Raw genomic sequence first — 21568 nt, 5'->3', positions numbered from 1 at the left:
AACGAAAAGGCGGAAAGCCGTGAGTGACAAGAAACAAAACCTGCAGGACACCTTCCTCAACAGCGTGCGGAAGTCCAAGACGCCCCTCACCATCTTCCTGGTGAACGGCGTAAAATTGCAGGGCGTGGTGAGCTGGTTCGACAACTTCTGCGTTCTTCTTCGCAGGGACGGGCAATCGCAGCTCGTCTACAAGCACGCCATCTCCACCATCATGCCGGCTCAGCCCGTGCAGCTTTATGAGCCGGCCGACGACGAGGCCGATTGAGCAGTTCAAAATCCGTAGACCGTGAGGCGCCCGTCCAGGGCGCCCTGGTCATCCATCCGGATCGGGAAGGCCGCGGCTCCGCGCGCCATCCCGAGGCCCGGCTGGAAGAGGCCGCCGGCCTCGCCCGCGCCCTCGATCTCGAGGTGCGTGAGACGATGGTCGTCGTCTTGCGCAAGCTGACGCCCGCCACCCTGTTCGGGTCGGGCAAGGTGCAGGAACTCGCCACCATCGTTGAGGTGGAAGAGCTCGACGTCGTGATCATCGACGACGCGCTGACGCCCGTGCAGCAGCGCAATCTCGAGAAGGCCCTCAAGGCCAAGGTGATCGATCGCACGGGCCTGATCCTCGAGATATTCGCCCGGCGCGCCCGCACGCGGGAGGGGCGGTTGCAGGTCGAACTGGCCCGCCTGACCTACGAGCGGTCCCGGCTGGTCCGCACCTGGACCCACCTGGAGCGTCAGCGCGGGGGGTTCGGGGTCATGGGCGGCCCCGGCGAGACCCAGATCGAGACCGACCGTCGCCTGATCGCCGACAAGATCGGCAAACTGAAGCGCGAACTGGTCGAAGTGCGCCGGACCCGCACGCTGCAGCGTTCGGCCCGTAGGCGGGTGCCGTTCCCCAGCGTGGCGCTGGTGGGCTACACGAACGCCGGCAAGTCGACCCTCTTCAACCGCCTGACCGAGGCCAAGGTGCTGGCCGAGGACATGCTGTTCGCGACCCTGGACCCGACCCTGCGGTCGCTGAAGCTGCCGGATGGCCGGCCGGCGATCCTGTCGGACACCGTGGGCTTCATCTCGGACCTGCCGCACGAACTGGTCGAGGCCTTCCGCGCCACGCTGGAGGAGGTGCGCGAGGCGGATGTGGTGCTGCACGTGCGCGATATCGCCAGCGAAGAGACGGCAGCCCAGGCCGCCGATGTCCGCAGCGTTCTGAAGCGGCTGGAAGTCGACATGGACGAGCGCCGCATCCTGGAGGTCTGGAACAAGGCCGACCTGCTGCCCGACGACCTGCGCGACGAGGTCCTGCGCGACGCCCGCCGCGCCCACCCGCCGGCCGTCGTGGTCTCGGCGGTGACCGGGGAGGGGTGTGCGGCCCTGTTGGCCGCCGTCGCCGGCCTGGTGGACGAGGCGCCGCCGGTGGACGTCGTGACCCCGCCGGGCGAAGGCGCCGCGATCGCCTGGCTCTACAGCCATGGGCGGGTGATCGAGCGTGAGGAGAGCGAGGACGGCGGCGTACGGCTGTCGGTCAGCCTCACGGCGCAGGCCCTGGGGCAGTTCGAGCAGCTGTATCCGCAGGTCTCGGTCGGTCGCTAAGGGCGCGGCGGCGCCAGGAGCCGCTGGCCCGCAAACACGAAGCCGAGCCCAAAGACCACGCCGGCCGCTGTCATCGCGACGGGGTTGGCCACGGCTGAAGCGAGCGCGCCCAAAGCGAAGGCTGCGATCCACGACGCCGGCGCCAGGCGGCCATAGAGCCGTGCTCGCAGCCCGACGATCCCCAGCAGCGCCATCGCGGCGCCGAGCACGCCCGCGCCGACAGGGTAGGCCCAGTCGCCAACGGCGCCCTGTGATCGGATGATGCAGATTCCGATGACCGCGACCGCGAAGGCTGCGAGCCCGGGTCGGCCCAGCCGAGGCGCCTCCAAGCCATAGAGGCCCGTGAGCCCAAGCAGGAGCAGCGCGTCGACCGTGAGGTAGAGTAGGTGGGCTGCGAGGGGCTCAAGACCCTGCGCCAGCGGCGCGGTGATCCGCAGGGCCCCGCCCGCGATGCACGCCGCGCCGGCGAGGTTGCGAGACAGTACGTCGGTCATTGGAAACTCTTGAGGGGATAAGAAGCCCCTCAATGGCCACCGATTTTGCAGTACGCAAATTGCAAAATACAGACGATCGGTGTCAGCCGGCCCGCTCCACCGCCTTCGCCTCGTCCCAGAGGCCGTCCATCTCGGCGAGGTCGGACTGATCCGGCGTCTTGCCGCGTTCCGCAAGTTTCGCTTCGATGTATTTGAAGCGACGAACGAACTTGGCGTTGGTGTAGCGCACGGCGTCCTCGGGATCGACGTCGAGTGTGCGGGCCAGGTTCGCCACGACGAAGAGAACGTCGCCGATCTCATTCCTGGCCTTCTCCAGGTCGCCGGCCTCGATCTCGGCCAGCATTTCGCCGACCTCTTCGTGCAGCTTCTTCACGACATCCTGGACGGTGGGCCAAACGAAGCCGACGCCGGCGGCGCGCTTGGAGAGCTTCACGGCCCGGGTCAGCCCGGGAAGGCCCACGGGCACGTCGTCCAGCAGGCTGGCGGCCTTGCCCTTGCTGGCGCGCTCGGCGGCCTTCAGCTGCTCCCAGCCGGCCTTCTGGGCGTCGAGGTCGGCGTACGTCTCGTCAGCGAAGACGTGGGGATGGCGGCGGACCATCTTGTCGTTGATCGCGCGGACCACGTCGTCGAAGGCGAAGTCGCCGCGCTCCTCGGCCATGCGGGCGTGAAAGACCACCTGGAAGAGCAGGTCGCCCAGCTCGTCCTTCAGGTCGGCCAGGTCGCCGCGCTCGATGGCGTCGGCCACCTCATAGGCTTCCTCCACCGTGTAGGGCGCGATCGTGGCGAAGGTCTGCTCCAGGTCCCAGGGGCAGCCGTCCTCGGGCGACCGCAGCCGCGCCATGATCTCCTTGAGCCGGTCGATGGGCCGCAGATCGGCGGACGGGGCAGGGCGGGGCATGGGGGACTCGGCAGGGCATGAAAACGGCGCGCGGCGATCAGACCGCGCGCCGTGGTTCAGCGCAAGCAATGGACCGGGTGATCAGCGCTTGGCGACTTCCTGGCCGCGGGCCAGGCGCCGGGCGAAGCGGTCGAAGGTCCATTCGGCGTCGTGCCAGATCCAGTTGCCGTAGGCCTGGGTGATGTCGCTCTCGTACCAGCTGTACTTCACCGGCTGTTCGCGGCCGTCGGCGGCCACGATGCGGCCCTCGATGCTGGCGCCGCCGACCCCGAAGCTCTCCATCGACAGGCCGGGCGTATCGCCCAGCTGCTTGAAGGTGGGCCGGTTGGGTTTCACGTCGGTGAGGATCAGCTCGATCCGGGCGCCGTCGTGCGCCGTCGACTTGGCGAGTTCGCTCTCCACCGACTTCCGGAGTTCGGCGGTCAGACGCTCGGCCTCGCGCACCCCGTAGGTCTTGTCGAACTTCTTCTGCAGCTCGGGCCCCACGGTGACACTGACCGAGGCCGGGGCGGCGAGGGCGCTGCCGGCGCTGACGAGGAGTGCGGCGGCCGAGAGGGCGATAAGGCTGCGCATGGGCGGATCTCCGAGGGGGATACAGTACTTACTTAACAGATGGGGCTTCGGATGCACATGACAAGTCGGTGAGCCTGCCGTGGCAAGGGCCTTGGCCGCTAGCGGAGCTGGTAGGTGATGGTCGTCACCACACGCACGCGCTTGAAGACCTGGGAGGACTCGTCGCCGATCTCGTCGCGGCCCAGGATTTCGAACGAGCCCTGCGTAGCCTGGGCGATGCCGCCCAGGTTGGAGTCCGAATCCCGGGCGAACTGCTGAGCGCCGTTGCGGGCGCTGGCCGTGGCCTCGGCGATCATGGGGCCGCGCACGCTGTTCAGCTTGGTGAAGATGTAGGACGGGCCGTTGTAGTCCTGCAGGACGACGCCTTGCCGCACCAGGCCGTCCAGAGCGCGGCTGGTCTGCTGGACGCGATCCACATTCGGCGTCCGCACGATCACGGTCTGGGCGACGCGATAACGGGCGCGGATGTCGCTGGCCTGGTACTCGCGGGCGTACTGGTCGGTGACCTCGAAGCGGCCGAGATCGATTTCCCCGGCGGCGAACCCGCGCTGGGCGAGGAACCGACGCGTGGCCGCCAGGTCGGCGTCCACATCGGCCTGCACCGCCGCCAGGTCATCGCCGGCCGCGGCGAACTTCAGCGCCAGGACCGCCAGGTCGGCCTTGACCTCGCGCTCGGAGACGCCGCGGACCGTGACGTTGCGCGCGCCGACGCGGGCGTTCTCGACGCCCTTGCCGATGAACGCGCCGCCGGCCGCCGCGCCGAGCGCCAGAATGACGGCGCCGGCGACAGCGGGGACGAGTTGGGGTGAGGTCATCAGCTTGAGGCTCCAAGAAGGGACGGCCCATCAAGGCTTGGGTTGGGGCACGCGCAGGGCGGAGCTGTGAAGGCCGTAGTCCAGGCGTGACGATTAGACGCGGGTGTGGCGGACCCGCGCTCAACTTTGACATGTAGTCATACCAGATTGGACCGCCAAAACTACCCGAAATGGGCAGTCCCGTGGCCACTTCTACCCCTGATTTCCACACCGTTAAGGTTCAGGGACGCAACTCTCGCTCGTAAATTCAGAGGGGGCTCTATGGCAATCCGTATCAGTGGGGTTTTGAACCTTTTCGCGACCCTTCTTATCTGCGGTTTTGTTCTGGCGACCGGCGCGGCCGTCTACTCGTTGCTGGAACTCCGGGTCGGTGGTCCGGTCTCAAAGGTGCAATCCGAAGCCCAGACGCTGGTCGCGGATATCCTGCCGCCGCCGCTCTATCTGGTCGAAGCGCTGCTGACCGCGCACCGCGGTCCCGACGAACTGGACAAGCCCAAGGAGCTGGCGGCCACGATCGCCAAGCTGCGCAGCGAATACGATGCGCGACGCGCCTACTGGTCCGAAAACCCGCTGTCTCCCGAAATCCAGGCTGAGCTGGATCGATCTGACGTGGAGGTCCAGAAATTCTGGGCCGTCATGGACAGCCAGTACCTACCGGCCCTGAAGGCGGGGGATGTCGCCGGGCTCGTGAGGTGTATCCGAATTGCGCCTAAGGAAGATTATCAGAAATACGAGACCTATTACGCTGTGGGGCCCCCGAGGCCAACGCCCCCTACGGGCTGAGTCTCGAACCGCTCGCCGAAGCCGGCGATGAGCGGCCGGGCCTTGGTGATCGCCGCCTGGACGGCTGGGAGCTGTAGAGACGCCGTATGGCTCTCGGCGTTGTCCCAGGTTTCGGTGATCCAGATTGCGTCGGGGTTCGTCGGGTCCTTGGCCAGGACGTAGCTGAGGCAGCCCGGCATCGCGCCGGTTCCGTCCAGCAGGATCGCCAGCAGCGCGTCGCGATGGCCAGGCTTGGCCAGCATCTTGCCGATCAGGCCGTACATCGGCTTGTCGGCCGGCGTGTTGGCGACCGCGCCGCCGCCAAGCGCCGCCGCAGCGGTTCCGAGGATCAGTTCGCGTCGTTCCAGCATGGCGCCCAGGCTCGTTCCGTAGAGACAGCATTGCAAGCGTCGTCGGACAGGTCCTCAATCGTGGCTGCGTGAGACGGGCGTCAGACCCGCCGCGCTGGGAGGAAGATGATGGCGCAGTCCGGCGGCGACGCGGACCTGACGCGCGGGGGCTACGGCCTGCTCGTGCTGCTTACCTTTATGAACGTGCTGAACTTCGTGGACCGACAGCTGCTGTCCAGTTTCGCGAACTTCATCGTACCCGACCTGAACCTTACCAACACCGAGTTCGGGCTGCTGACCGGCCTGGTTTTCATCGTCTTCTACGCGGTGGCGGGCGTGTTCATGGGCGCGCTGGCCGACCTGGTGCATCGGCCACGGCTGATCGCCGGGGCGATGTTCGCGTGGAGCGCCCTCACCGCCGCCTCGGGACTGGCCAAGGGCTTTATCGGCCTGGCGATCCCCCGCGTGTTCATCGGCGTGGGCGAGTCGGCTCTGACGCCGACGTCGATGTCGCTGATCGCGGATCGATTTCCCCCAGAGAAACGGGGGTTTGCGTCAGGATTCTACTACATGGGCGTACCCATTGGCGTGGGCGTCAGCCTGCTCATCGCGGGCTTCCTGGGCCCCGCGATCGGCTGGCGGAACTGCTTCTTCATCCTGGGCGCGGTCGGGGCCGTGTTCTCCCTGGTGGTCCTCACCGTGAAGGACCCTCGCCCGAAGCCTGAGATGCACGTCGCCCGTCCCAACATCGGCTCGCTCGTGAAGGTGTTCGTCGGTGCGCTGAAGGCGTCGCCGGCGTTGCAGCTCACCATCCTGGCCGGCGTCTGCGTGCATTTCGTGCTCGGCGCAGCGGCCTTCGACCAGCTTTGGCTGGTGCGCGAACGCGGCTTCGAGAAGGCGGAGATCGCCATCCTCAGCGGCCTGATCTCCTGCGTGGCGGGTGTGGCCGGAAACCTGTTCGGCGGTGTCGCCAGCGATCGCTGGGTGGCCGCGACGGGCCAGAGCCGGCCGATGTTCATGGTCTGGCTGCTGTTGGCGCTGCTGCCGGTGAACCTGACCTACCGCCTGATCGAGCCGGACAGCCCGATCTTCTGGGCGTGCCTGTCGGTAGCCTACTTCCAGCTCGGCGCCTTCTATGGGCCGACGTTCTCGGCGGTGCAGGAACTGTGTCCGCCTCAGGTGCGCGCGACGGTCGTGGCCTTCTACATCATGTCGCTGAACGTCGTGGGCCTGGGTCTGGGCATCACCGGCAGCGGGATCATGGTGGACCAGCTGATCGCCCAGGGCGTGGTCCATCCCTACAGCTGGACGCTGTTCGCGTTTACCTGCCTGTCGGCGCTGGCGATCCCCTGCTACTTCGCCGCCCATCTCGCGGGACGAAAGGCGGCGGCCGCTCCGGCTTAAGGCAGCGCCAGTTCGCCGGCCGCCAGGCGCTGCAGGGTCTCGACGAAGAAGATCGGCTCAGCCGCCTTCACGCGCGCCTCCAGCGTCTCGGCGGTGTCGCCGGCCTGCAGGGGGACGGCGCGGCGGTCGATCTCGGGGCCGTGGTCGTACTCCTCGTCGACCACGTGGATGACGATGGCGCTCTCGGTAAGGCCGGCCGCCACCACGGCCTGATGCACGCGGGCGCCGTACATCCCCTCCCCGCCGAACTGCGGCAGGGGACCCGGATGGATGTTGACGATCCGGCCGGCGTAGCGGGCCAGGGTCACGGGCCCCAGACGGCGCAGGTAGCCTGACATCACGATCAGCTCGACGCCCGCGTCCGACATCGCCCGGGCCAGCGCCGCATCGGCCGTTTCGGGGTCGGTGATTGTGGGAATGGCCAGCGTGTTCAAGCCCTTGGCGGCGGCCCAGTCGAAGGCGGCGCAGCCCTTCTTGTTGCTGACGATCAGCCGCGCCTCGGCGTCCAGGCGTCCGGCCGCGATGGCGTCGACGATGGCCTCGGCGCTGGAACCGTTGCCCGAGGCGAGGAAGCCCAGCTTCAAGGTCACAGCGTGTGCTCGAAGCGCATGCCGTCGTAGGCCGGCTCGACGCCCGCGGGCAGCTCGGCGATGAGCTGCTCGTAGTCCAGGTCGATGTGCATGTTGGTCAGGATCGCGCGCTTGGGCCGGGCGCGTTCGATCCATTCCAGCGCGCGGTCCAGGTGCGCGTGCGTCGGGTGCGGGCGGCGGCGCAGCGCGTCCACGATCCAGACGTCCAGGTCGGCCAGCGCCTCGAACGCCGCGTCGTCCAGGCCCACCACATCGCTGGAATAGGCCACGCCGCCGAACCGGTAACCCACCGAGCGGACACCGCCGTGATCCTGGTCGAAGGTGGTGATCGGGATGGCGCCCGAGGGCCCATCGACGCTCCAGGCCGTCCCGTGCGGCGGGATCCGCTGGCGGTCGCAAATGGCCGGATAGCCGCCCTCGCCTTCGAAGATGTAGCCGAAGCGGCGCATCATGGTGGTGTCGGTGGCCTCGTCCATCCAGCAGGGGATCCGCGACTGCTGGCGCAGGTAGAAGGCCCGCACGTCGTCGAGGCCGTGGACCTGGTCGGCGTGGTCGTGGGTGAGCAGGACGGCGTCGACGCGCTTGACCTCCGCCCGCGCGGTCTGGATGCGCAGCTCGGGCGAGGCGTCGATCAGGGCCGTGGTCTGAGGCCCCTCCCCCAGCCTGCGCACCAGCAAGGAGCAGCGCATCCGGAAGTTCTTGGGATTGGCCGGATCGCAGTCGCCCCAGTCGCCGTCGGCCCGCGGCACCCCGCCCGAAGAGCCGCAGCCCAGGATCGTGACCTCCAGCGTGCCGCTCATGGCCTTGGGATCCGGTCGAACAGGTTGAAGAAGGCGTCCGTGGTCCTGGCGTCGGCCTCGTCCAGCGACCAGCCGCGCACCTCGGCCAGCTTGGCCAGCACGTGGCCGATGTAGGCCGGCTCGTTTCGGCGGCCCCGGTGCGGGACAGGGGCGAGGTAGGGGCAGTCGGTCTCGACGATGATCCGGTCGCCGGGCATCTCGCGGATCACCTCCCTCACGTCCTCCGCGGCCTTGAACGTGGCGATGCCCGAGACCGAGAACCAAGCCCCCATCGCTGCTGCGCGTCGGGCCAGGTCGGCGCCCGAGGTGTAGCAGTGCATCAGCAGGCGGAACGGGCCCCTGGCGTACTCTTCCTCGAGGATCTGGCCCATCACATCGTCCGCCTCGCGGGTGTGGACCACGAGCGGCAGGCCGGTCTCGCGCGCGGCCACCACATGGGCGCGGAACACCTGGGCCTGAACATCCCTCGGGCTGAGGTCGTAGTGGAAGTCGAGGCCGCACTCGCCGATGCCGACGACGCGGGGATCGGCGGCGAGGCGGATCAGGCTTTCGGGCGTGAGATCGGGATCTTCCTTGGCCTCGTGCGGATGCGTGCCGACGGTGCACCAGATGTCGGGCTGGTCGGCCAGCGCGCGCACCTTGTCGAAGTTCGAGAGCCGGTCCGAGATGTTGACCATCAGCTGCACGCCGGCCTCGCGGGCGCGGGCGATCACGGCGTCGCGGTCCTCGTCGAATTGCGGAGCGTGCAGGTTGACGTGGCTGTCGATCAGCATGGTGTCGTAGCTAGGCCCCTCTCAAACCTAGGAACGGGCGGCCTGGCGGAGCTCCGAAAGGGCCGTGAACAGCGCGTCGGCGCGGTCGAGGTTCAGCGCCTCCACCTCGCGCGGAAGGCGCTGGAGCGTCTCCCACGCCTGGGCCCACGGATCAAGCCGGCCGAACCCCTGGCTCGCCCGGTCGACGGAGAGCCTGTGCACGCGGTCGGCGAGACGGTCGAACAGCAGCGCGAACTGGGCCGGCCCCTCCCCGCCCCGGAACTTCTCGGCGATCGACAGGGCCCGGCTCTCGTCCACGCGCGGCAGATCGGCCAGCAGGTCGCGGGCGGCGTCATCCATGGCGAGCGCATTGGAGGCGGCCAGCGACAGCGCCAGGCCCGGTGCGCCGTCGGCCATCTCGGCGAGGCGCTGGGCCTCCTCATGGCCCAGGTCGGTCCGGGCGCTGACGAAGTCGGTCGTGGGCCCGATCCCCAGAGGCTGGAACGCCAACCTGCGGCAGCGCGAGCGAATCGTGGGGAGAAGACGTCCCGGCGAATGAGACGTCATCAACAGCACGCCGCGCGGCGGCGGCTCTTCCAACGTCTTCAGGATGGCGTTGGCGGCGTTGACGTTCAGATCGTCTGCGGCGTCGACGATGGCCACCCTATGCGGCGCGCTGGCCGGCGACTTCGAGAAGAACTCCGCCAGCTTGCGGGCGTCATCGACGGGGATGACCTTGCGCGGCTTGCCGTCGGGGCCTTCCCGCTCCAGCACCAGCAGATCGGGGTGGCTGCGGGCGGCGACCTGGCGGGCGACCGGGTGACCGGGATCGACGCCCAGCACGCCATAGTCGAGGTCGGCGGGGGCCCCCAGGAGCCGACGGGCGGCGCGGTAGGCGAAGGTGGCCTTGCCCACGCCTTCCGGGCCGGTCAGCAGCCAGGCGTGGTGGAGGCGGCCGCGGGCGCGGGCGGCCTCGAAGGCGGCCTCGGCCGGCTCCTGCCCCTGCAGGTCGTACACTTCGCGCGGATGCGGAACCTCGGCGTCAGCCATGGACGGTCAGGCGGCCGGAGACGGCCGACCAGACGGCGGCCTCCACGGCGTCCATCGCCGCCGTGGCGTCGATCAGCGCGCAGCGGCCGGGTTCGCCCGCCGCGATGGCGCGAAAGCCCTCGCGCAGGCGCTCGTGGAAGGCCATGCCCTTGGACTCGAACCGCATCTCGGCGCCGGCCCGGGCATGGGCGCGCTCCAGCCCCACGGCGGCCGGGAGGTCGAACACCAGCGTCAGATCGGGCCGCGTACCCTCGAGGATGTAGGTCTCGAGCGCCGAGATGAACTTCGGGTCCACGCCGCCCGCCGCGCCCTGATAGGCCCGCGTCGAGTCGGCGAAGCGATCGCAGATCACCCAGGCGCCGCGCTCCAGCGCCGGACGGATGACGCGCTCGATGTGATCCCGACGCGCGGCGTACATCAGGAGCGTCTCGGTGGCCGGGCTCCAGCGGTCGGCCGAGCCCTTCAGCACCAGCTCGCGGATGCTCTCGGCGCCGGGCGATCCGCCGGGCTCGCGCGTGGTCACCACCTCGCGGTCCCCGGCCCTCAGCCTTGCGGCCAGCCGACCGACCTGGGTGGATTTCCCGGCCCCCTCGCCGCCTTCGAACGTGATGAACCGACCGCGTGCCACGGGGCCAAATTGGCCGGTTCGGAGGGTTTGTCTACCGCCCAGTCACAGGCGTCAGTAGAGACGGACGACGCGTGCGTCCGTGAAGCCGATCTCCGCGACCCGATCGCGCAGCGCATAGGCCGCCGCCTCGTCGGCCGGCGCGGGCATCACCACCCGGTAGAGCATCATGCCGTCGCGTTCGATGGTCTCGATACTGGCCGCGCCCGCGCCCGAAAGCTGGGCGACCGCGCGCTGAGCGTTCACCTGGCTGGAGAAGGCGGCCGCCTGGATCCTGAGGCCGGGCGTCGCCGTCGCCTGGGCCATGACGACCGGCTGGCCGGACGGCAGCGGGCCCAGCGGGCCGCGGGAGATTTCGGAGCCGGTGACCGGGGGCAGCGACTGGGCGCCGATCGGTTCGCTGCGGGCCATCGCGGCGCGCGGCGCGGGCGCGCCCGAGGCGATCTCCATCAAGGCGTCTGACGACGCGGCCAGCGGGGCCGCCGTCGCGGGGATCGCCGCCGCGCGGGTCGGGAGCGGCTTGGCGCTGGCGTAGCGCAGGCCGTCGGCCGGCCCCAGCAGCGGCGCGGGGCCCACATAGCGGACGCGAACGTTGGCCAGGCCCTGGCGATCGAAGCCCAGTTGGACGGCGGCCTCACGTGAGAGATCGATCAGACGGTTGTCCACGAACGGCCCGCGATCGTTCACCCGAACCACCAGCTTCCGGCCGTTGTCGAGGTTCGTGACCTCGACCATTGACGGCAGCGGCAAGGTCGTATGCGCCGCCGAAACCGCGTTCATGTCGAAGATCTCGCCGTTGGCGGTGGCCTTCATGTGGAAGGCGTCGCCGTACCACGACGCCACGCCGCGCCGGTCGTAGTTCGGATCTTCCTGAGGCACGTACCAGACGCCGCCCACCTCATAGGGCTTGCCCACCTTGCGGACGGCCGCCGTGGCGCCGGGCTTGTTCGAGGCGCTGGGCCCTTGGCTGGGATAGCGCGGTTGCACCGACGCGCACGCCGCGAGCGAACCACCCGCCAGCAGGATGATCGCCAGCCGAACGGTCTGCCCGCTGCGCTTGGAGTTCGCCATGATCGCCTCCGACTCTTCCGCGGAAGGGTCGGCGGGGAACCTTGCAACAGGGTTAACCAGACCTTGCGGAGGCGTCCTGAAGCCCCAGACGGAAAGAGAGCGGCCCCACCGGCGCAATGCCCCGGTGTCTGCCGCTCTCTCTCGTGGTTTTCGCCGCCTATTGGGCGGTCCAGCCCCCATCGACCGGGATCGCCACGCCGGTGATCTGTGCGGCCGCATCGCTGGAGAGGAACGCGGCCAGTTCACCCATCTGCTCGGGCGTCGCGAACTGCTTCGACGGCTGCTTCTCGATCAGCAGCTTTTCGGACGCGGCCTCGATGCTGATGCCCTCGCCGGCGGCGATGGCTTCGATCTGCTTCTGCACCAGCGGCGTATGCACCCAGCCCGGGCAGATGGTGTTGCAGGTGACGCCGGTGCCGGCCGTCTCCAGCGCGATGACCTTGCTCATGCCGACCACGCCATGCTTGGCGGCGACGTAGGCGACCTTGTGCGTGCTGCCGATCAGCCCGTGGACCGAGCCGATATTGATGATCCGGCCAAAGCCCTTCGCCTTCATGTGCGGCAGGGCGGCCTGGGCCCCGAAGAAGACGCCCGAGAGGTTGATCGCGATGATCGCGTTCCAGCGCTCCAGGGGGAAGTCTTCGACGCTCTCCGTGAACTGGATGCCCGCGTTGTTCACCAGGATGTCGACCGAGCCGAAGCTGCTGACGCAGAGGTCGATCATCGCCTTGACTTCGTCGGGCTTGGAGATGTCGGCGCCGCTGTAGACGACCTTGACGCCGTGCTTGGCCTCAAGTTCGGCGCGCGTGGCTTCAATCGCCGCGGCCTCGCCGAAGCCGTTGATCACCAGGTTCGCGCCCTTCGAGGCCAGAACAGTGGCGATACCCAGCCCGATTCCGCTCGTCGAGCCCGTTACGACAGCACTCTTTCCCTTAAGCATCAAAGTCCCCCATTCACAGTTGCAATAGCCGCCTCAAAGGGCTTGTTCGCAGGTGCATTAGATGAAATGTTCGCATGTGCACCCAGTTGATTTGATCATCCTATCTAACGGGACAAGGCGCTTTCTTCTACTGTAAAATCAATGTCATAATGTGGTTTTTGGGGGGCCTGTGGCAACGAAGACCAAGCCGATTTCGCGCGCCTATGTTGCGGGAGCGAACAGCAAGACCGTGAACCTTGCCCTGCAAGGCGGCGGCGCCCATGGCGCCTTTGCCTGGGGGGTTCTGGACCGTCTCCTTGAAGACGGTCGCGTAACCTTCGACGCCGTCAGCGCCACCAGCGCGGGGGCGATGAACGCGACCGTTCTGGGCTATGGCCTGACGATCGGCGGCGCCGACGGAGCCCGCGCGGAACTCGAGAAGTTCTGGAAGAAGATCAGCGACGAGGGCGCCAAGGGGCCGCTTCAGCCGTCGTGGATCGACAAGGTCCTGGACAATCACAGCCTCGACTACAGCCCCATCTTCACGTTCATGGACGTGCTCTCGCGGGTGATGTCGCCGTACGAACTGAATCCGCTGAACGTGAACCCGCTCCGCAAGGTGCTGGAGAGCAGCGTCGATTTCGAGGTCCTGCGCGCCAGCTGTCCGATCAAGCTGTTCCTGTCGGCGACGAATGTCCGCACCGGCAAGGTCAGGATGTTCGAGAACCACGAGATCGGCCCCGACCAGGTGCTGGCCTCAGGCTGCCTGCCGTTCATGTTCCAGACCGTCGAGATCGACGGCGAGGGGTACTGGGACGGCGGCTACATGGGCAACCCAGCCATCTTCCCGCTGATCTACGGCAGCACGACGAACGATGTCGTCATCGTCCACATCAACCCGTTGACTCGTAACGAGATCCCGAAGTCCGCCAAGGACATCATGAACCGGATCAACGAGATCAGCTTCAACTCGAGCCTGATGCGCGAGATGCGCGCCATCGCCTTCGTGAGCCACCTTATCGAGGACGGTCAACTCCAGGACGACAGGCACCGCCGGATGCTGATCCACTCGATCCAGGACGAGGCGTTCATGACCAGCCTGGGCGTGACCAGCAAGCTGAACCCCGAGTGGAGTTTCATGCTCAAGCTGCGTGACGTGGGCCGCGCCTGCGCCAGCAAATGGCTCGACGAGCATTTCGCAGACCTTGGGGTCCGCTCATCGACCGATATCCGTGACGTCTTTCTCTAAATCGTCTGTGGTCAGGGGGCTTGCCGAACGATGACGCCTGAAGAGATTCTAAAACTGCCGTCGATGCCTGCGGCGGCGCCCAGTTATCCGCTGGGGCCCTACCGCTTCATCAATCGCGAGTTCCTGATCATCATCTACGAGACCGATCCCGCGGCCCTGCGCGCCGCGGTGCCTGAGCCGCTGGTGCCCAACACGGACAACCTGGTCTGGTACGAGTGGATCCGGATGCCCGACAGCTCAGGCTTCGGCGACTACACCGAAAGCGGCATCGTCATTCCGTGCACCTTCAACGGTGAGCCGATCAACTACACCGCCCAGATGTATCTCGACGTCGAGCCGCCGATCAGCGCGGGCCGCGAGATCTGGGGCTTCCCCAAGAAGTACGCCCTACCCAAGCTGGAAGTCGCGTCGGACACCCTGACGGGCACGCTGTCGTACGCCGGCCAGACCGTGGCGATGGGGACGATGGCCTACAAGTGGCAGGAAGCGCCCGGCGGCTGTGAGGCGCAGGCCAAGTCGATGACCAAGACGTCGTGCAATCTCAAGATCATTCCCGACGTCGATGGCAGCCCCAAGATCTGCCAGCTGGTCGCCTACAATCTCGAAGACATCACGGTGAAGGGCTGCTGGGTCAGCCCGGCGCGGTTGCAGCTGATCCCGCACGTCAACGCCCCGGTGGCCGACCTGCCGATCCTGCGGGTCGTCGGCGGCAAGCACTACATCAGCGACCTGACCCTGCCCCACGGCCGGGTGCTGTTCGACTACATCAAAGACGCCGCAGCGTAGGGGGGCGGCAGATGAACAAGCAGGATGTGCTGAAGCTGAGCTCGATGCCGCTTCAGAGCCCCACCTACCCGACGGGCCCGTACAAGTTCTTCGAACGCCAGTACATGATCATCTACTACCGCACCGACGCGGCGAAGATCCGGCAGATGCTGCCCGAGCCGCTGCAGCCGGATGGCGATGTCGTCTCGGTGCAGTGGCTCGACCTGCCGGACGGCGAGGGTTTCGGCGCCTACTCCGCGGCGCTGCAGGCCATCCCCTGCACCTTCAAGGGCGAGAAGTGCAACTTCCTGGTCCAGATGTACGTCGACAACTGCCCCCCTCTGGCGGGCGGTCGAGAGATCTGGGGCTACCCGATGAAGTTCGGCATCGCGAAGCTGGAGACGGCGAGCGACACGCTCACCGGCGAGCTGACCTATGCCAAGCAGCACGTCGCCACCGGGACGATGGTCTACAAGCACGGCAGCCCCAGCGACATCGGCGAGGTCGAAGCCATGCTGAAGCGCACCCAGGTGACGCTGAAGCTGATCCCCGACATCGACGGCTCGCCGGCCATCGCGCAACTGGTCGGCATCACCTTCGAGAACATCGTGGTGAAGGGCGCCTGGACCGGAGCCGCGCGGCTCGACCTGGTCGATTCGGTGAACTGCCCCATGGCCGATCTGCCCGTGCTCGAGCAGATGGGCGGTCTCCACCTGGTGACCGACATGACCCTGCCCTACGGCCGGGTTCTGCACGACTACCTGGGCTAGGACTACGCCGCGAGCCGAGTGGCGGATGGGGTGGGATTCGAACCCACGGTGGGCTTTCACCCACGGCGGTTTTCAAGACCGCTGCCTTAAACCACTCGGCCACCCATCCGGAGCGGGGCTTCTAGAACATTCGCAGGTTCGCTTGAACCGCGAATTCAGGCCGGGCGCACTTCAGCTGGCGACCTTTTCCACCTTCTGGGTCAGGCGGGGGCGCGAGTAGGCGTGGCGGGTGAAGCGGATCGTCTCGGGCAGGAACAGGCCGAACGTGGGCTTGTAGTCATAGACCACGTCCGTAACGATCACGCTCTCATTGGCGCCCAGATAGCCGCTGGGCACGCTGGCGGGCGCAGAGCCGGAGTAGTCCTTCTTCGCGGTCCAATCCTGCGACACCGTCCCCGTCGAGTTGGCCGACAGGCTGGTCACCCGCTGCTGCAGGCTCGTGCGCGGAAACGGATGAATGATCGACAGGCTGGCGCTGAGGATGTCCTGCAGGTCGGCGTCGGTCACCGTGCGGCTCTGGGCGGTGATGTCGGCCATCACCGCGGCCATGTGGGCCACGTTCCGCTGCACCTGGTAGACCTGCAGCGCTTCGGCCGCCCCGATGTTCAGAACGAACAGCATCGGGAAGATCAGCGCGAATTCGACGGCGGCGGCCCCCTGTCGGTCGGCCGCCATCCTTTTGAGGAAGCGGGTCAATCGAATGGCTCGTTCTTGAAGGCCGCGCGGGCCGGGATGACGACATTGGTCGGGCCGGTGCGCTCCAGGTTGCCGAGGAACGGCGTAAGCAGCGGCCAGGTGTAGTTGGCCTTCACGATGATGATGTCGCCGGCGCCGCCCTTGTTGAACGTCCCGTCGGGCGCCTGCGCGGCCACCGCGTTGGCGTCGGAGAACTTCGCGTATTTCTTGACGCTGATGATCAGCCGATTGCGGCACGTCGTCAGACCGCCGCCGATGTGGCTGCAGATCTGATCCTCGAAGGCCTGGGCCGAGGTCGCCGCGTCGTCGCGCCCCGTGCGAATACGCCGGGCGGCGTCCAGGACGGCGGCGTCCACGCTCATCATCATCATGCCCAGCATGCCGATCTCCACGAGCGACAGCAGCGCGAAGAACAGCACCGGCGCCACGAAGGCGAACTCGACCGCTGTCGCACCCTGCTCGTCGCGCCGGAAACTGCGCGCGGCCCAAGATCTACGCGGGGAGCGAAACATGGCGTCAGAGTGACGCCGTTCAGCAAACAATACGTCGGCAAGAATAGTAAACGCGACTTAACGTATTGACCTAAAGGGCCGTTAGCCCTCCTGGCGATATCTCCCTGCCTGACGATCACGACTTCCGTCAGGATGATTGCAATGCGCAGGTCACTTCTCGCCGGATCCCGGCGGCTACTTCGCTCCTTTGACGACCGGGGCAACGTGGCCATCGTGGCGGCGCTGGCCATGGGCCCCATCTGTGTGGCCGGCCTGGGCGCCGCCGACCTTGCCCGCGCCACCAGCGCCAAGTCGCAGCTGCAGGACGCCCTGGACGCCGCAGCCCTCGCCGCGGCGCGCACCAACGCCACCACTGACGCTCAGCTGAAGACCTACGGCGACCGCTATCTGGGCCAGAACCTCAAGCTGGGGACCGACTACCGGCTGGTCGCCTCGAACTTCAAATTCTCGGCGGACGGCAAGGTGCAGGCCACCGCCCAGGTGAGCGTCAACCCCTTCGTGGCCGGCCTGGTCACCGGCGGGCCGATGGCGATCAACGCCTCGACCGAGGTGGTGCGCGCCGACATGAAGGTGGAGATCGCCCTGGTTCTCGACACCACGGGCTCGATGGACGAAGGCAACAAGCTTCGCGACATGAAGGACGCCGCCAAGGCCTTCATCGACAAGATGAAGGACGTGTCGGACAAGCACGTCGAGCCGAACGCCGTGAAGATCTCGCTGGTCCCCTTCGCGAACACCGTGCGCGTCGACGGCACGGCCTTCCGCAACGCGACCTGGGTGGATCAGACCGGGGCCTCGCCGATCAACGACGAGATTTTCACCACCTCGAGCGGCAACCAGCACGCCAACCGGTTTCAGCTGTTCTCGACGCTCGGTGTCACTTGGCGCGGCTGCCTGGAGATGCGGAAGGCTCCCTACGACATTCAGGACGACGCGCCGACAACCGCCACGCCGGTCACGCTGTACACGCCGTTCTTCGCCGTGGACGAACCCGACAGCAAGACCAGCGGCTACGGCGACGACTATGCCAACGACTACATTCCCGACAATTCCAGCAGCTCGAACTGGCGGGTGCGCCAGGGGATGATCAACAAGTACGGTGGCAACAAAAAGGGCTCGATGAGCACCTCGTTCGGCCCCAACGCCGGCTGCGGGGTGTCGATGATCCGTCGTCTGACCACGGACTTCACCGCCTTGAGGGGCTGGGTCGACGGCCTGAACGCCGATGGCAACACCAACATCCCGATCGGCTTGATGTGGGGGTGGAACACGCTGACGCCGCACGCGCCGTTCAGCGACGGCTCGGCGTACGGCGAGCCGAAGACCAAGAAGGTCATCGTGCTGATGACCGACGGCGAGAACACCATCTCGCAGCGCGACACGCCCAACGACGGCAGCTACGCGGCCACCGGCTACATATGGCAAGGCCGCGTGCTGAAGTCGAACAATACGCCGCTTCAGCAAGGCGCCTCGAAGGCCGACCGGACGGCAGCGCTCGACTCTCGCCTCAGCAAGCTGTGCGACAACATCAAGGCCAAGCAGATCGAGATCTATACGATCCGAGTGGAGGTCGACACCGGCACCAGCGACCTCCTAAAGAACTGCGCCTCGGGCCGGGACTACTTCTATGACGTGCAGAGTTCGGGAACCCTGACGCAGGTGTTCGAGAGCGTGGCCGGCCAGATCGCCGCCTTGCATCTCTCGCGCTAGAGCGCGGTCTAGACGGGCTTCAACGGCTCGGGATCGCCGGGGGGCGGCTCCATGACGATGGGGTCGCCTGCCCTCACCTCGCCGCCCTGAAGGACCACGGCCATCACGCCGGCCTTGCGGATCGGCTCGCCATTGGGGCCGCGCCCCAGACAGGCCGCCATCAGGCCGGGCTTGAGCGCGTCCAGCTGGGTGCAGGGATTGCGCAGGCCGGTCACCTCGACGATCGCATCAGCCCCCAGCCGCAACCGCGCGCCGCGCGAAAGGCCCAGCAGGTCGACCCCGCGCGTCGTGATGTTCTCGCCCATGAGACCCGGCGTCATCCGATAGCCCTGGGACGCCAGCTCGTCGTGCAGTTCGGCGTGGATCAGATGGACCTGACGCAGGTTGAGCAGGTCGGGATTATGGCGGGCGCGGCTGCGGTGCTTCACCTTCGTCCCGTAGTGGGCATCACCCTCGACGCCATGCCCTTCGACCAGGCGGATCATCAGCTGATTGGGCTTGTCGACGCCGTGCCCGGCCTTGCGGCTGACGGCCACGACACTCGCTTGCGGAGGTTTCATGGGAGCCTTGCTAGCGATCCGCTCGGTCGGTGGCCAGCCCTGGGCCAGATGAGAGGGTTGGTGTATGCGGCGGACATGACGGAGATCCTGGTCGACGCCCGGGGACATCGCTGCCCTGTCCCGACGCTGCGCCTGCGCAGGGCGCTGGAGGCTGCGCCGCCGGGAGCGCGGATCCGGCTTCTGGCCGACGATCCTCTTGCCCGCATCGACGTGCCCCACTTCGCCGCCGACGCGGGCGCCGAGGTGCTCGAGGTGGCGGATGCGGACGGGGCGCTCAGCTTCCTGGTGGCGCGCCGCTAGGTCGGGTGCTCCGACGCCAGGGGCACGCGGCGGCTGTGGGCCGCCAGCTCAACCTCGGTCGCCAGAGCGCCGCCGAAGAAGATCGCGTTCACGTTCCACGACAGCCAGATCAGGAAGATGACGACGGTCGCGACCGAGCCATAGGTCGCGCCCAGCTGCACGATCTGCTCGACGTAAATCCCCAGCCCCCAGGACGCAAAGATGCAGAGCCCGGCCGCCACGGCCCCGCCCAGCAGGGAGGCGCGCCATTCCACGGGCTCGCGCGACATCGCCCAACGGTAGATCAACGTCATCCCGAGGGTCATCCCGACACTGGCCCAGGTCCACTCGCTGTAGAGCCACAGCGTGCCCCGCAGAGGACGCAGGTCCAGGGTCTCGCCCAGGATGCGGAAGGTGAAGAAGACGGCCGACAGGGCCCCGAGCGCGCCCATCGCCGCGATGAGCACCGCCAGCGCCAGCAGGTTGAACCCCACGAAGCCGCGCGGCTTGTCCTCGTCGTGAATGAACGACAGGCCGGCGAGCAGAGCCTTGAACCCCCGATGCGACGCGTAGCCCCCGATGAACAGCGCCAGGCCGCTCTGGACCGATACGGCGGTGGGCGGCGCCTGGGACAGGCGGATCAGCTCGCTCTGGAAGATCAGGCGCGCCGCATCGGGCATGACCTGGGCCAGCGCCTCGCCCTGCTGCGCCACCAACGCGGGATCGGACAGGATCGAGTAGACGCCCATCAGGATGGCGATGGCCGGGAAGATCGCCAGCATCACGAAGAACGAGACGCCGCCGTTGTAGAGCATGACGTCGCGTCCCCACAGGCGGGTCAGCGACTTGCCCAGGACGATCAGGCTGATCCGCAGGGCCATCAGGGGATCGAAATCCCGGGCCCGAAGGCGGGTGATCAGCTTGGGAAGTCTCATACGGGCGGTCTGTCCGGGCCGACTCGGCGCTAAAGGGGCCGCCCCATACCATAACGGCGCGCCGCCTGGGTTAGTAGGCAGCGCGCCGCCGATGGGCGTGTCGTTCCATCCGGGTCGTCCGCCGCTTCGAGGGACGGGAGAGCGCGACGTCCGATCCGAGCGTCAATATCGCGCCGAGCGGCTGAACCCAGGCTGAACGGCGCTTTCAGACAAACGACTGTTATGGCTCAGCTTACGCGAGGGCCCCGGCCGCCTTCAGCGCCCCGATATCATCCGCCGAGAAGCCCCAGTCGCTGAGCGCTTCCTGGTCGTGCGCCCCGATCGACGGCGGCGGGCCCTGAATCTTGCCTGGCGTCGCCGAGAAGCGGGGCGCAGGCGCCGGCTGGATCACGCCGCCAACCTCGACGAAGGTCTCGCGCGCCACGTTGTGCGGATGCTTGGGCGCCTCGTCCAGATCGAGAACCGGGCCGAAGCACACGTCGGTGCCGCCCATGATCTCGTCCCATTCGGCCTGGGTCTTCTGGGCGATCACGTGCGCCAGCTTCTCGCGGAGGCCATCCCAGGCGCCGCGGTCCATCTGCCGCTGGAATTCCGGGTCGTTGATACCGGTCTTCTCCAGAAGCAGCGCATAGAACTGGGGCTCGATCGAGCCGATCGAAATCCACTTCCCGTCGCTGCATTGGTAGGTGTCGTAGAAGTGCGCGCCGCCGTCGAGCAGGTTGGAGCGCCGCTCTTCTTTCCAGCCGCCGGCCGCCTTGAACCCGTAGAACATCGCCATCAGCGAGGCCGCGCCGTCGCTCATGGCGCAGTCCACGACCTGCCCCTGCCCTGTCTCCCGCGCCTTGATCACGCCGGCCAGGACGCCAAAGGCGAGGTAGAGCGCGCCGCCGCCGAAATCGCCGACGAGGTTGAGCGGCGGGATGGGCTTGTCCTTGGTGCCGATCGCGTGGAGCGCGCCCGAAATGGCGATGTAATTCATGTCGTGACCGGCGGCCTGGGCGTATGTGCCGGTCTGGCCCCACCCGGTCATGCGGCCGAACACGAGCCTGGGGTTCCGCTTCAGCGCCACCTCGGGGCCGAGGCCCAGGCGCTCCATCACGCCGGGGCGGAAACCCTCGATGATGGCGTCGGCCTGCTCCATCAGCTTGAGGCAGGCCTCGACCGATTCCGGCTTCTTGAGATCGAGCGCCACCGAGCGACGGCCACGGCTGGTGATGTCGCTGGGCGCGCCGCGGCCCTGGCCCTTGCGGTCCACCCGGACCACGTCGGCGCCCAGGTCCGAGAGCAGCATGCCGCAGAACGGGCCCGGCCCGATGCCCGCGAACTCAACGATTTTCAGGCCGGTAAGCGGTCCCTGACGCATCCATGTCTCCCTGGTCTTTGGCGGAATCTAGCCGCCTTGCCGCTCGGT

Annotated in this window: 26 protein-coding genes and 1 tRNA gene; 9 read left to right on the top strand and 18 right to left on the bottom strand. The window is 67.4% G+C overall.

Going from position 1 to position 21568, the window contains the following annotated elements:
- The first annotated feature begins 19 nt into the window (after positions 1–19).
- Both hfq and hflX read left to right on the top strand, forming a co-directional pair.
- Positions 20–265 (top strand): RNA chaperone Hfq, encoded by a 246-nt coding sequence (hfq, locus tag ACQ66R_RS01130; protein ID WP_111274395.1) that lies wholly within the window; start codon positions 20–22, stop codon positions 263–265.
- A complete protein-coding gene (gene hflX / locus ACQ66R_RS01125; RefSeq protein ID WP_430418483.1) occupies positions 262–1578 on the top strand; it encodes a GTPase HflX in 1317 nt (438 codons plus the stop codon). Before hfq ends, hflX begins: the two co-directional genes overlap by 4 nt.
- Here the strand turns inward: hflX and ACQ66R_RS01120 are convergent.
- The 4 genes from ACQ66R_RS01120 to ACQ66R_RS01105 all read right to left on the bottom strand — a co-directional run bounded on the left by ACQ66R_RS01120 (position 1575) and on the right by ACQ66R_RS01105 (position 4358).
- A complete protein-coding gene (locus tag ACQ66R_RS01120) occupies positions 1575–2072 on the bottom strand; it encodes a hypothetical protein (protein ID WP_430418481.1) in 498 nt (165 codons plus the stop codon). The two genes, hflX and ACQ66R_RS01120, sit on opposite strands and share 4 nt — an antisense overlap.
- An 82-nt stretch (positions 2073–2154) precedes the next feature.
- Complete coding sequence (gene mazG, locus ACQ66R_RS01115) at positions 2155–2970, bottom strand: nucleoside triphosphate pyrophosphohydrolase (RefSeq protein ID WP_430418479.1); 816 nt, start codon at positions 2968–2970, stop codon at positions 2155–2157.
- 81 nt (positions 2971–3051) lie between these two features.
- Positions 3052–3543 (bottom strand): hypothetical protein, encoded by a 492-nt coding sequence (locus ACQ66R_RS01110; protein ID WP_430418477.1) that lies wholly within the window; start codon positions 3541–3543, stop codon positions 3052–3054.
- Between the two features lie 98 nt (positions 3544–3641).
- Positions 3642–4358: an SIMPL domain-containing protein gene (locus ACQ66R_RS01105; protein WP_430418476.1), complete on the bottom strand. Its 717-nt coding sequence runs from the start codon at positions 4356–4358 to the stop codon at positions 3642–3644.
- Positions 4359–4619: 261 nt separating this feature from the next.
- On the opposite strand from ACQ66R_RS01105, the gene ACQ66R_RS01100 reads away from it, so the two are divergent.
- Positions 4620–5141 (top strand): hypothetical protein, encoded by a 522-nt coding sequence (locus tag ACQ66R_RS01100; protein ID WP_430418475.1) that lies wholly within the window; start codon positions 4620–4622, stop codon positions 5139–5141.
- Here the strand turns inward: ACQ66R_RS01100 and ACQ66R_RS01095 are convergent.
- Entirely contained in the window at positions 5099–5491 is a 393-nt protein-coding gene (locus ACQ66R_RS01095; protein WP_430418473.1) for a putative quinol monooxygenase, read from the bottom strand. The genes ACQ66R_RS01100 and ACQ66R_RS01095 overlap by 43 nt on opposite strands.
- A 108-nt stretch (positions 5492–5599) precedes the next feature.
- Between ACQ66R_RS01095 and ACQ66R_RS01090 the strand changes: the two genes are divergently transcribed.
- Entirely contained in the window at positions 5600–6874 is a 1275-nt protein-coding gene (locus tag ACQ66R_RS01090; RefSeq protein ID WP_430418471.1) for a spinster family MFS transporter, read from the top strand.
- On the opposite strand, the gene purN is transcribed toward ACQ66R_RS01090, so the two are convergent.
- The 7 genes from purN to ACQ66R_RS01055 all read right to left on the bottom strand — a co-directional run bounded on the left by purN (position 6871) and on the right by ACQ66R_RS01055 (position 12702).
- Positions 6871–7464 carry a phosphoribosylglycinamide formyltransferase gene (gene purN / locus ACQ66R_RS01085; protein ID WP_430418470.1) on the bottom strand — a complete coding sequence of 198 codons (594 nt, stop codon included), beginning with the start codon at positions 7462–7464 and terminating at the stop codon, positions 6871–6873. The two genes, ACQ66R_RS01090 and purN, sit on opposite strands and share 4 nt — an antisense overlap.
- The gene (locus tag ACQ66R_RS01080) at positions 7461–8264 is read right to left on the bottom strand and encodes an MBL fold metallo-hydrolase (RefSeq protein WP_430418468.1); all 804 of its coding nucleotides are present in this window, start codon (positions 8262–8264) and stop codon (positions 7461–7463) included. The genes purN and ACQ66R_RS01080 overlap by 4 nt, the downstream gene beginning before the upstream one ends.
- A complete protein-coding gene (locus ACQ66R_RS01075; RefSeq protein ID WP_430418466.1) occupies positions 8261–9037 on the bottom strand; it encodes a TatD family hydrolase in 777 nt (258 codons plus the stop codon). The genes ACQ66R_RS01080 and ACQ66R_RS01075 overlap by 4 nt, the downstream gene beginning before the upstream one ends.
- 27 nt (positions 9038–9064) lie before the next feature.
- Positions 9065–10066, bottom strand: a complete 1002-nt coding sequence (locus ACQ66R_RS01070; RefSeq protein ID WP_430418464.1) for a DNA polymerase III subunit delta' — start codon at positions 10064–10066, stop codon at positions 9065–9067.
- Positions 10059–10694: a dTMP kinase gene (tmk, locus tag ACQ66R_RS01065; RefSeq protein ID WP_430418462.1), complete on the bottom strand. Its 636-nt coding sequence runs from the start codon at positions 10692–10694 to the stop codon at positions 10059–10061. The genes ACQ66R_RS01070 and tmk overlap by 8 nt, the downstream gene beginning before the upstream one ends.
- Before the next feature lie 51 nt (positions 10695–10745).
- The gene (locus tag ACQ66R_RS01060; RefSeq protein WP_430418460.1) at positions 10746–11762 is read right to left on the bottom strand and encodes a septal ring lytic transglycosylase RlpA family protein; all 1017 of its coding nucleotides are present in this window, start codon (positions 11760–11762) and stop codon (positions 10746–10748) included.
- A 157-nt stretch (positions 11763–11919) separates the two neighbouring features.
- A complete protein-coding gene (locus tag ACQ66R_RS01055; protein ID WP_430418458.1) occupies positions 11920–12702 on the bottom strand; it encodes a 3-hydroxybutyrate dehydrogenase in 783 nt (260 codons plus the stop codon).
- A gap of 229 nt (positions 12703–12931) precedes the next feature.
- On the opposite strand from ACQ66R_RS01055, the gene ACQ66R_RS01050 reads away from it, so the two are divergent.
- From ACQ66R_RS01050 to ACQ66R_RS01040, 3 genes are read left to right on the top strand one after another with little or no spacing between them, the layout of a single operon-like run.
- Positions 12932–13930 carry a patatin-like phospholipase family protein gene (locus ACQ66R_RS01050; protein WP_430418456.1) on the top strand — a complete coding sequence of 333 codons (999 nt, stop codon included), beginning with the start codon at positions 12932–12934 and terminating at the stop codon, positions 13928–13930.
- 30 nt (positions 13931–13960) lie between these two features.
- Entirely contained in the window at positions 13961–14716 is a 756-nt protein-coding gene (locus tag ACQ66R_RS01045; protein ID WP_430418454.1) for an acetoacetate decarboxylase, read from the top strand.
- Positions 14717–14727: 11 nt separating this feature from the next.
- Positions 14728–15465 (top strand): acetoacetate decarboxylase, encoded by a 738-nt coding sequence (locus tag ACQ66R_RS01040; protein WP_430418452.1) that lies wholly within the window; start codon positions 14728–14730, stop codon positions 15463–15465.
- 19 nt (positions 15466–15484) lie between these two features.
- Here ACQ66R_RS01040 and ACQ66R_RS01035 read toward each other — a convergent pair.
- From ACQ66R_RS01035 to ACQ66R_RS01025, 3 genes are all read right to left on the bottom strand, one after another.
- Positions 15485–15574, bottom strand: a tRNA-Ser gene (locus ACQ66R_RS01035).
- Between the two features lie 62 nt (positions 15575–15636).
- Positions 15637–16161, bottom strand: a complete 525-nt coding sequence (locus ACQ66R_RS01030) for a TadE/TadG family type IV pilus assembly protein (RefSeq protein WP_430418450.1) — start codon at positions 16159–16161, stop codon at positions 15637–15639.
- Positions 16158–16673: a TadE/TadG family type IV pilus assembly protein gene (locus ACQ66R_RS01025; RefSeq protein ID WP_430418449.1), complete on the bottom strand. Its 516-nt coding sequence runs from the start codon at positions 16671–16673 to the stop codon at positions 16158–16160. Before ACQ66R_RS01025 ends, ACQ66R_RS01030 begins: the two co-directional genes overlap by 4 nt.
- Positions 16674–16877: 204 nt before the next feature.
- Here ACQ66R_RS01025 and ACQ66R_RS01020 point away from each other — a divergent pair, with 204 nt between their 5' ends.
- Positions 16878–18383 (top strand): pilus assembly protein TadG-related protein, encoded by a 1506-nt coding sequence (locus tag ACQ66R_RS01020; protein WP_430418447.1) that lies wholly within the window; start codon positions 16878–16880, stop codon positions 18381–18383.
- 8 nt (positions 18384–18391) lie between these two features.
- On the opposite strand, the gene ACQ66R_RS01015 is transcribed toward ACQ66R_RS01020, so the two are convergent.
- Entirely contained in the window at positions 18392–18943 is a 552-nt protein-coding gene (locus ACQ66R_RS01015) for an MOSC domain-containing protein (RefSeq protein ID WP_430418445.1), read from the bottom strand.
- A gap of 75 nt (positions 18944–19018) precedes the next feature.
- Here ACQ66R_RS01015 and ACQ66R_RS01010 point away from each other — a divergent pair, with 75 nt between their 5' ends.
- Positions 19019–19243: a sulfurtransferase TusA family protein gene (locus ACQ66R_RS01010; RefSeq protein WP_430418443.1), complete on the top strand. Its 225-nt coding sequence runs from the start codon at positions 19019–19021 to the stop codon at positions 19241–19243.
- Here the strand turns inward: ACQ66R_RS01010 and ACQ66R_RS01005 are convergent.
- Positions 19240–20157: a YihY/virulence factor BrkB family protein gene (locus tag ACQ66R_RS01005; protein ID WP_430418441.1), complete on the bottom strand. Its 918-nt coding sequence runs from the start codon at positions 20155–20157 to the stop codon at positions 19240–19242. The two genes, ACQ66R_RS01010 and ACQ66R_RS01005, sit on opposite strands and share 4 nt — an antisense overlap.
- A 232-nt stretch (positions 20158–20389) precedes the next feature.
- On the bottom strand, positions 20390–21520 hold the full coding sequence (locus ACQ66R_RS01000) for a CaiB/BaiF CoA transferase family protein (protein WP_430418439.1): 1131 nt from the start codon (positions 21518–21520) through the stop codon (positions 20390–20392).
- Between the last annotated feature and the right edge of the window lie 48 nt (positions 21521–21568).

Origin of the sequence: Phenylobacterium sp., assembly GCF_965284355.1 — a bacterium.
GTDB lineage: Bacteria > Pseudomonadota > Alphaproteobacteria > Caulobacterales > Caulobacteraceae > Phenylobacterium.
Note: the sequence above shows the minus strand (reverse complement) of the source record. Positions and strands in the feature narration are given on the sequence as shown.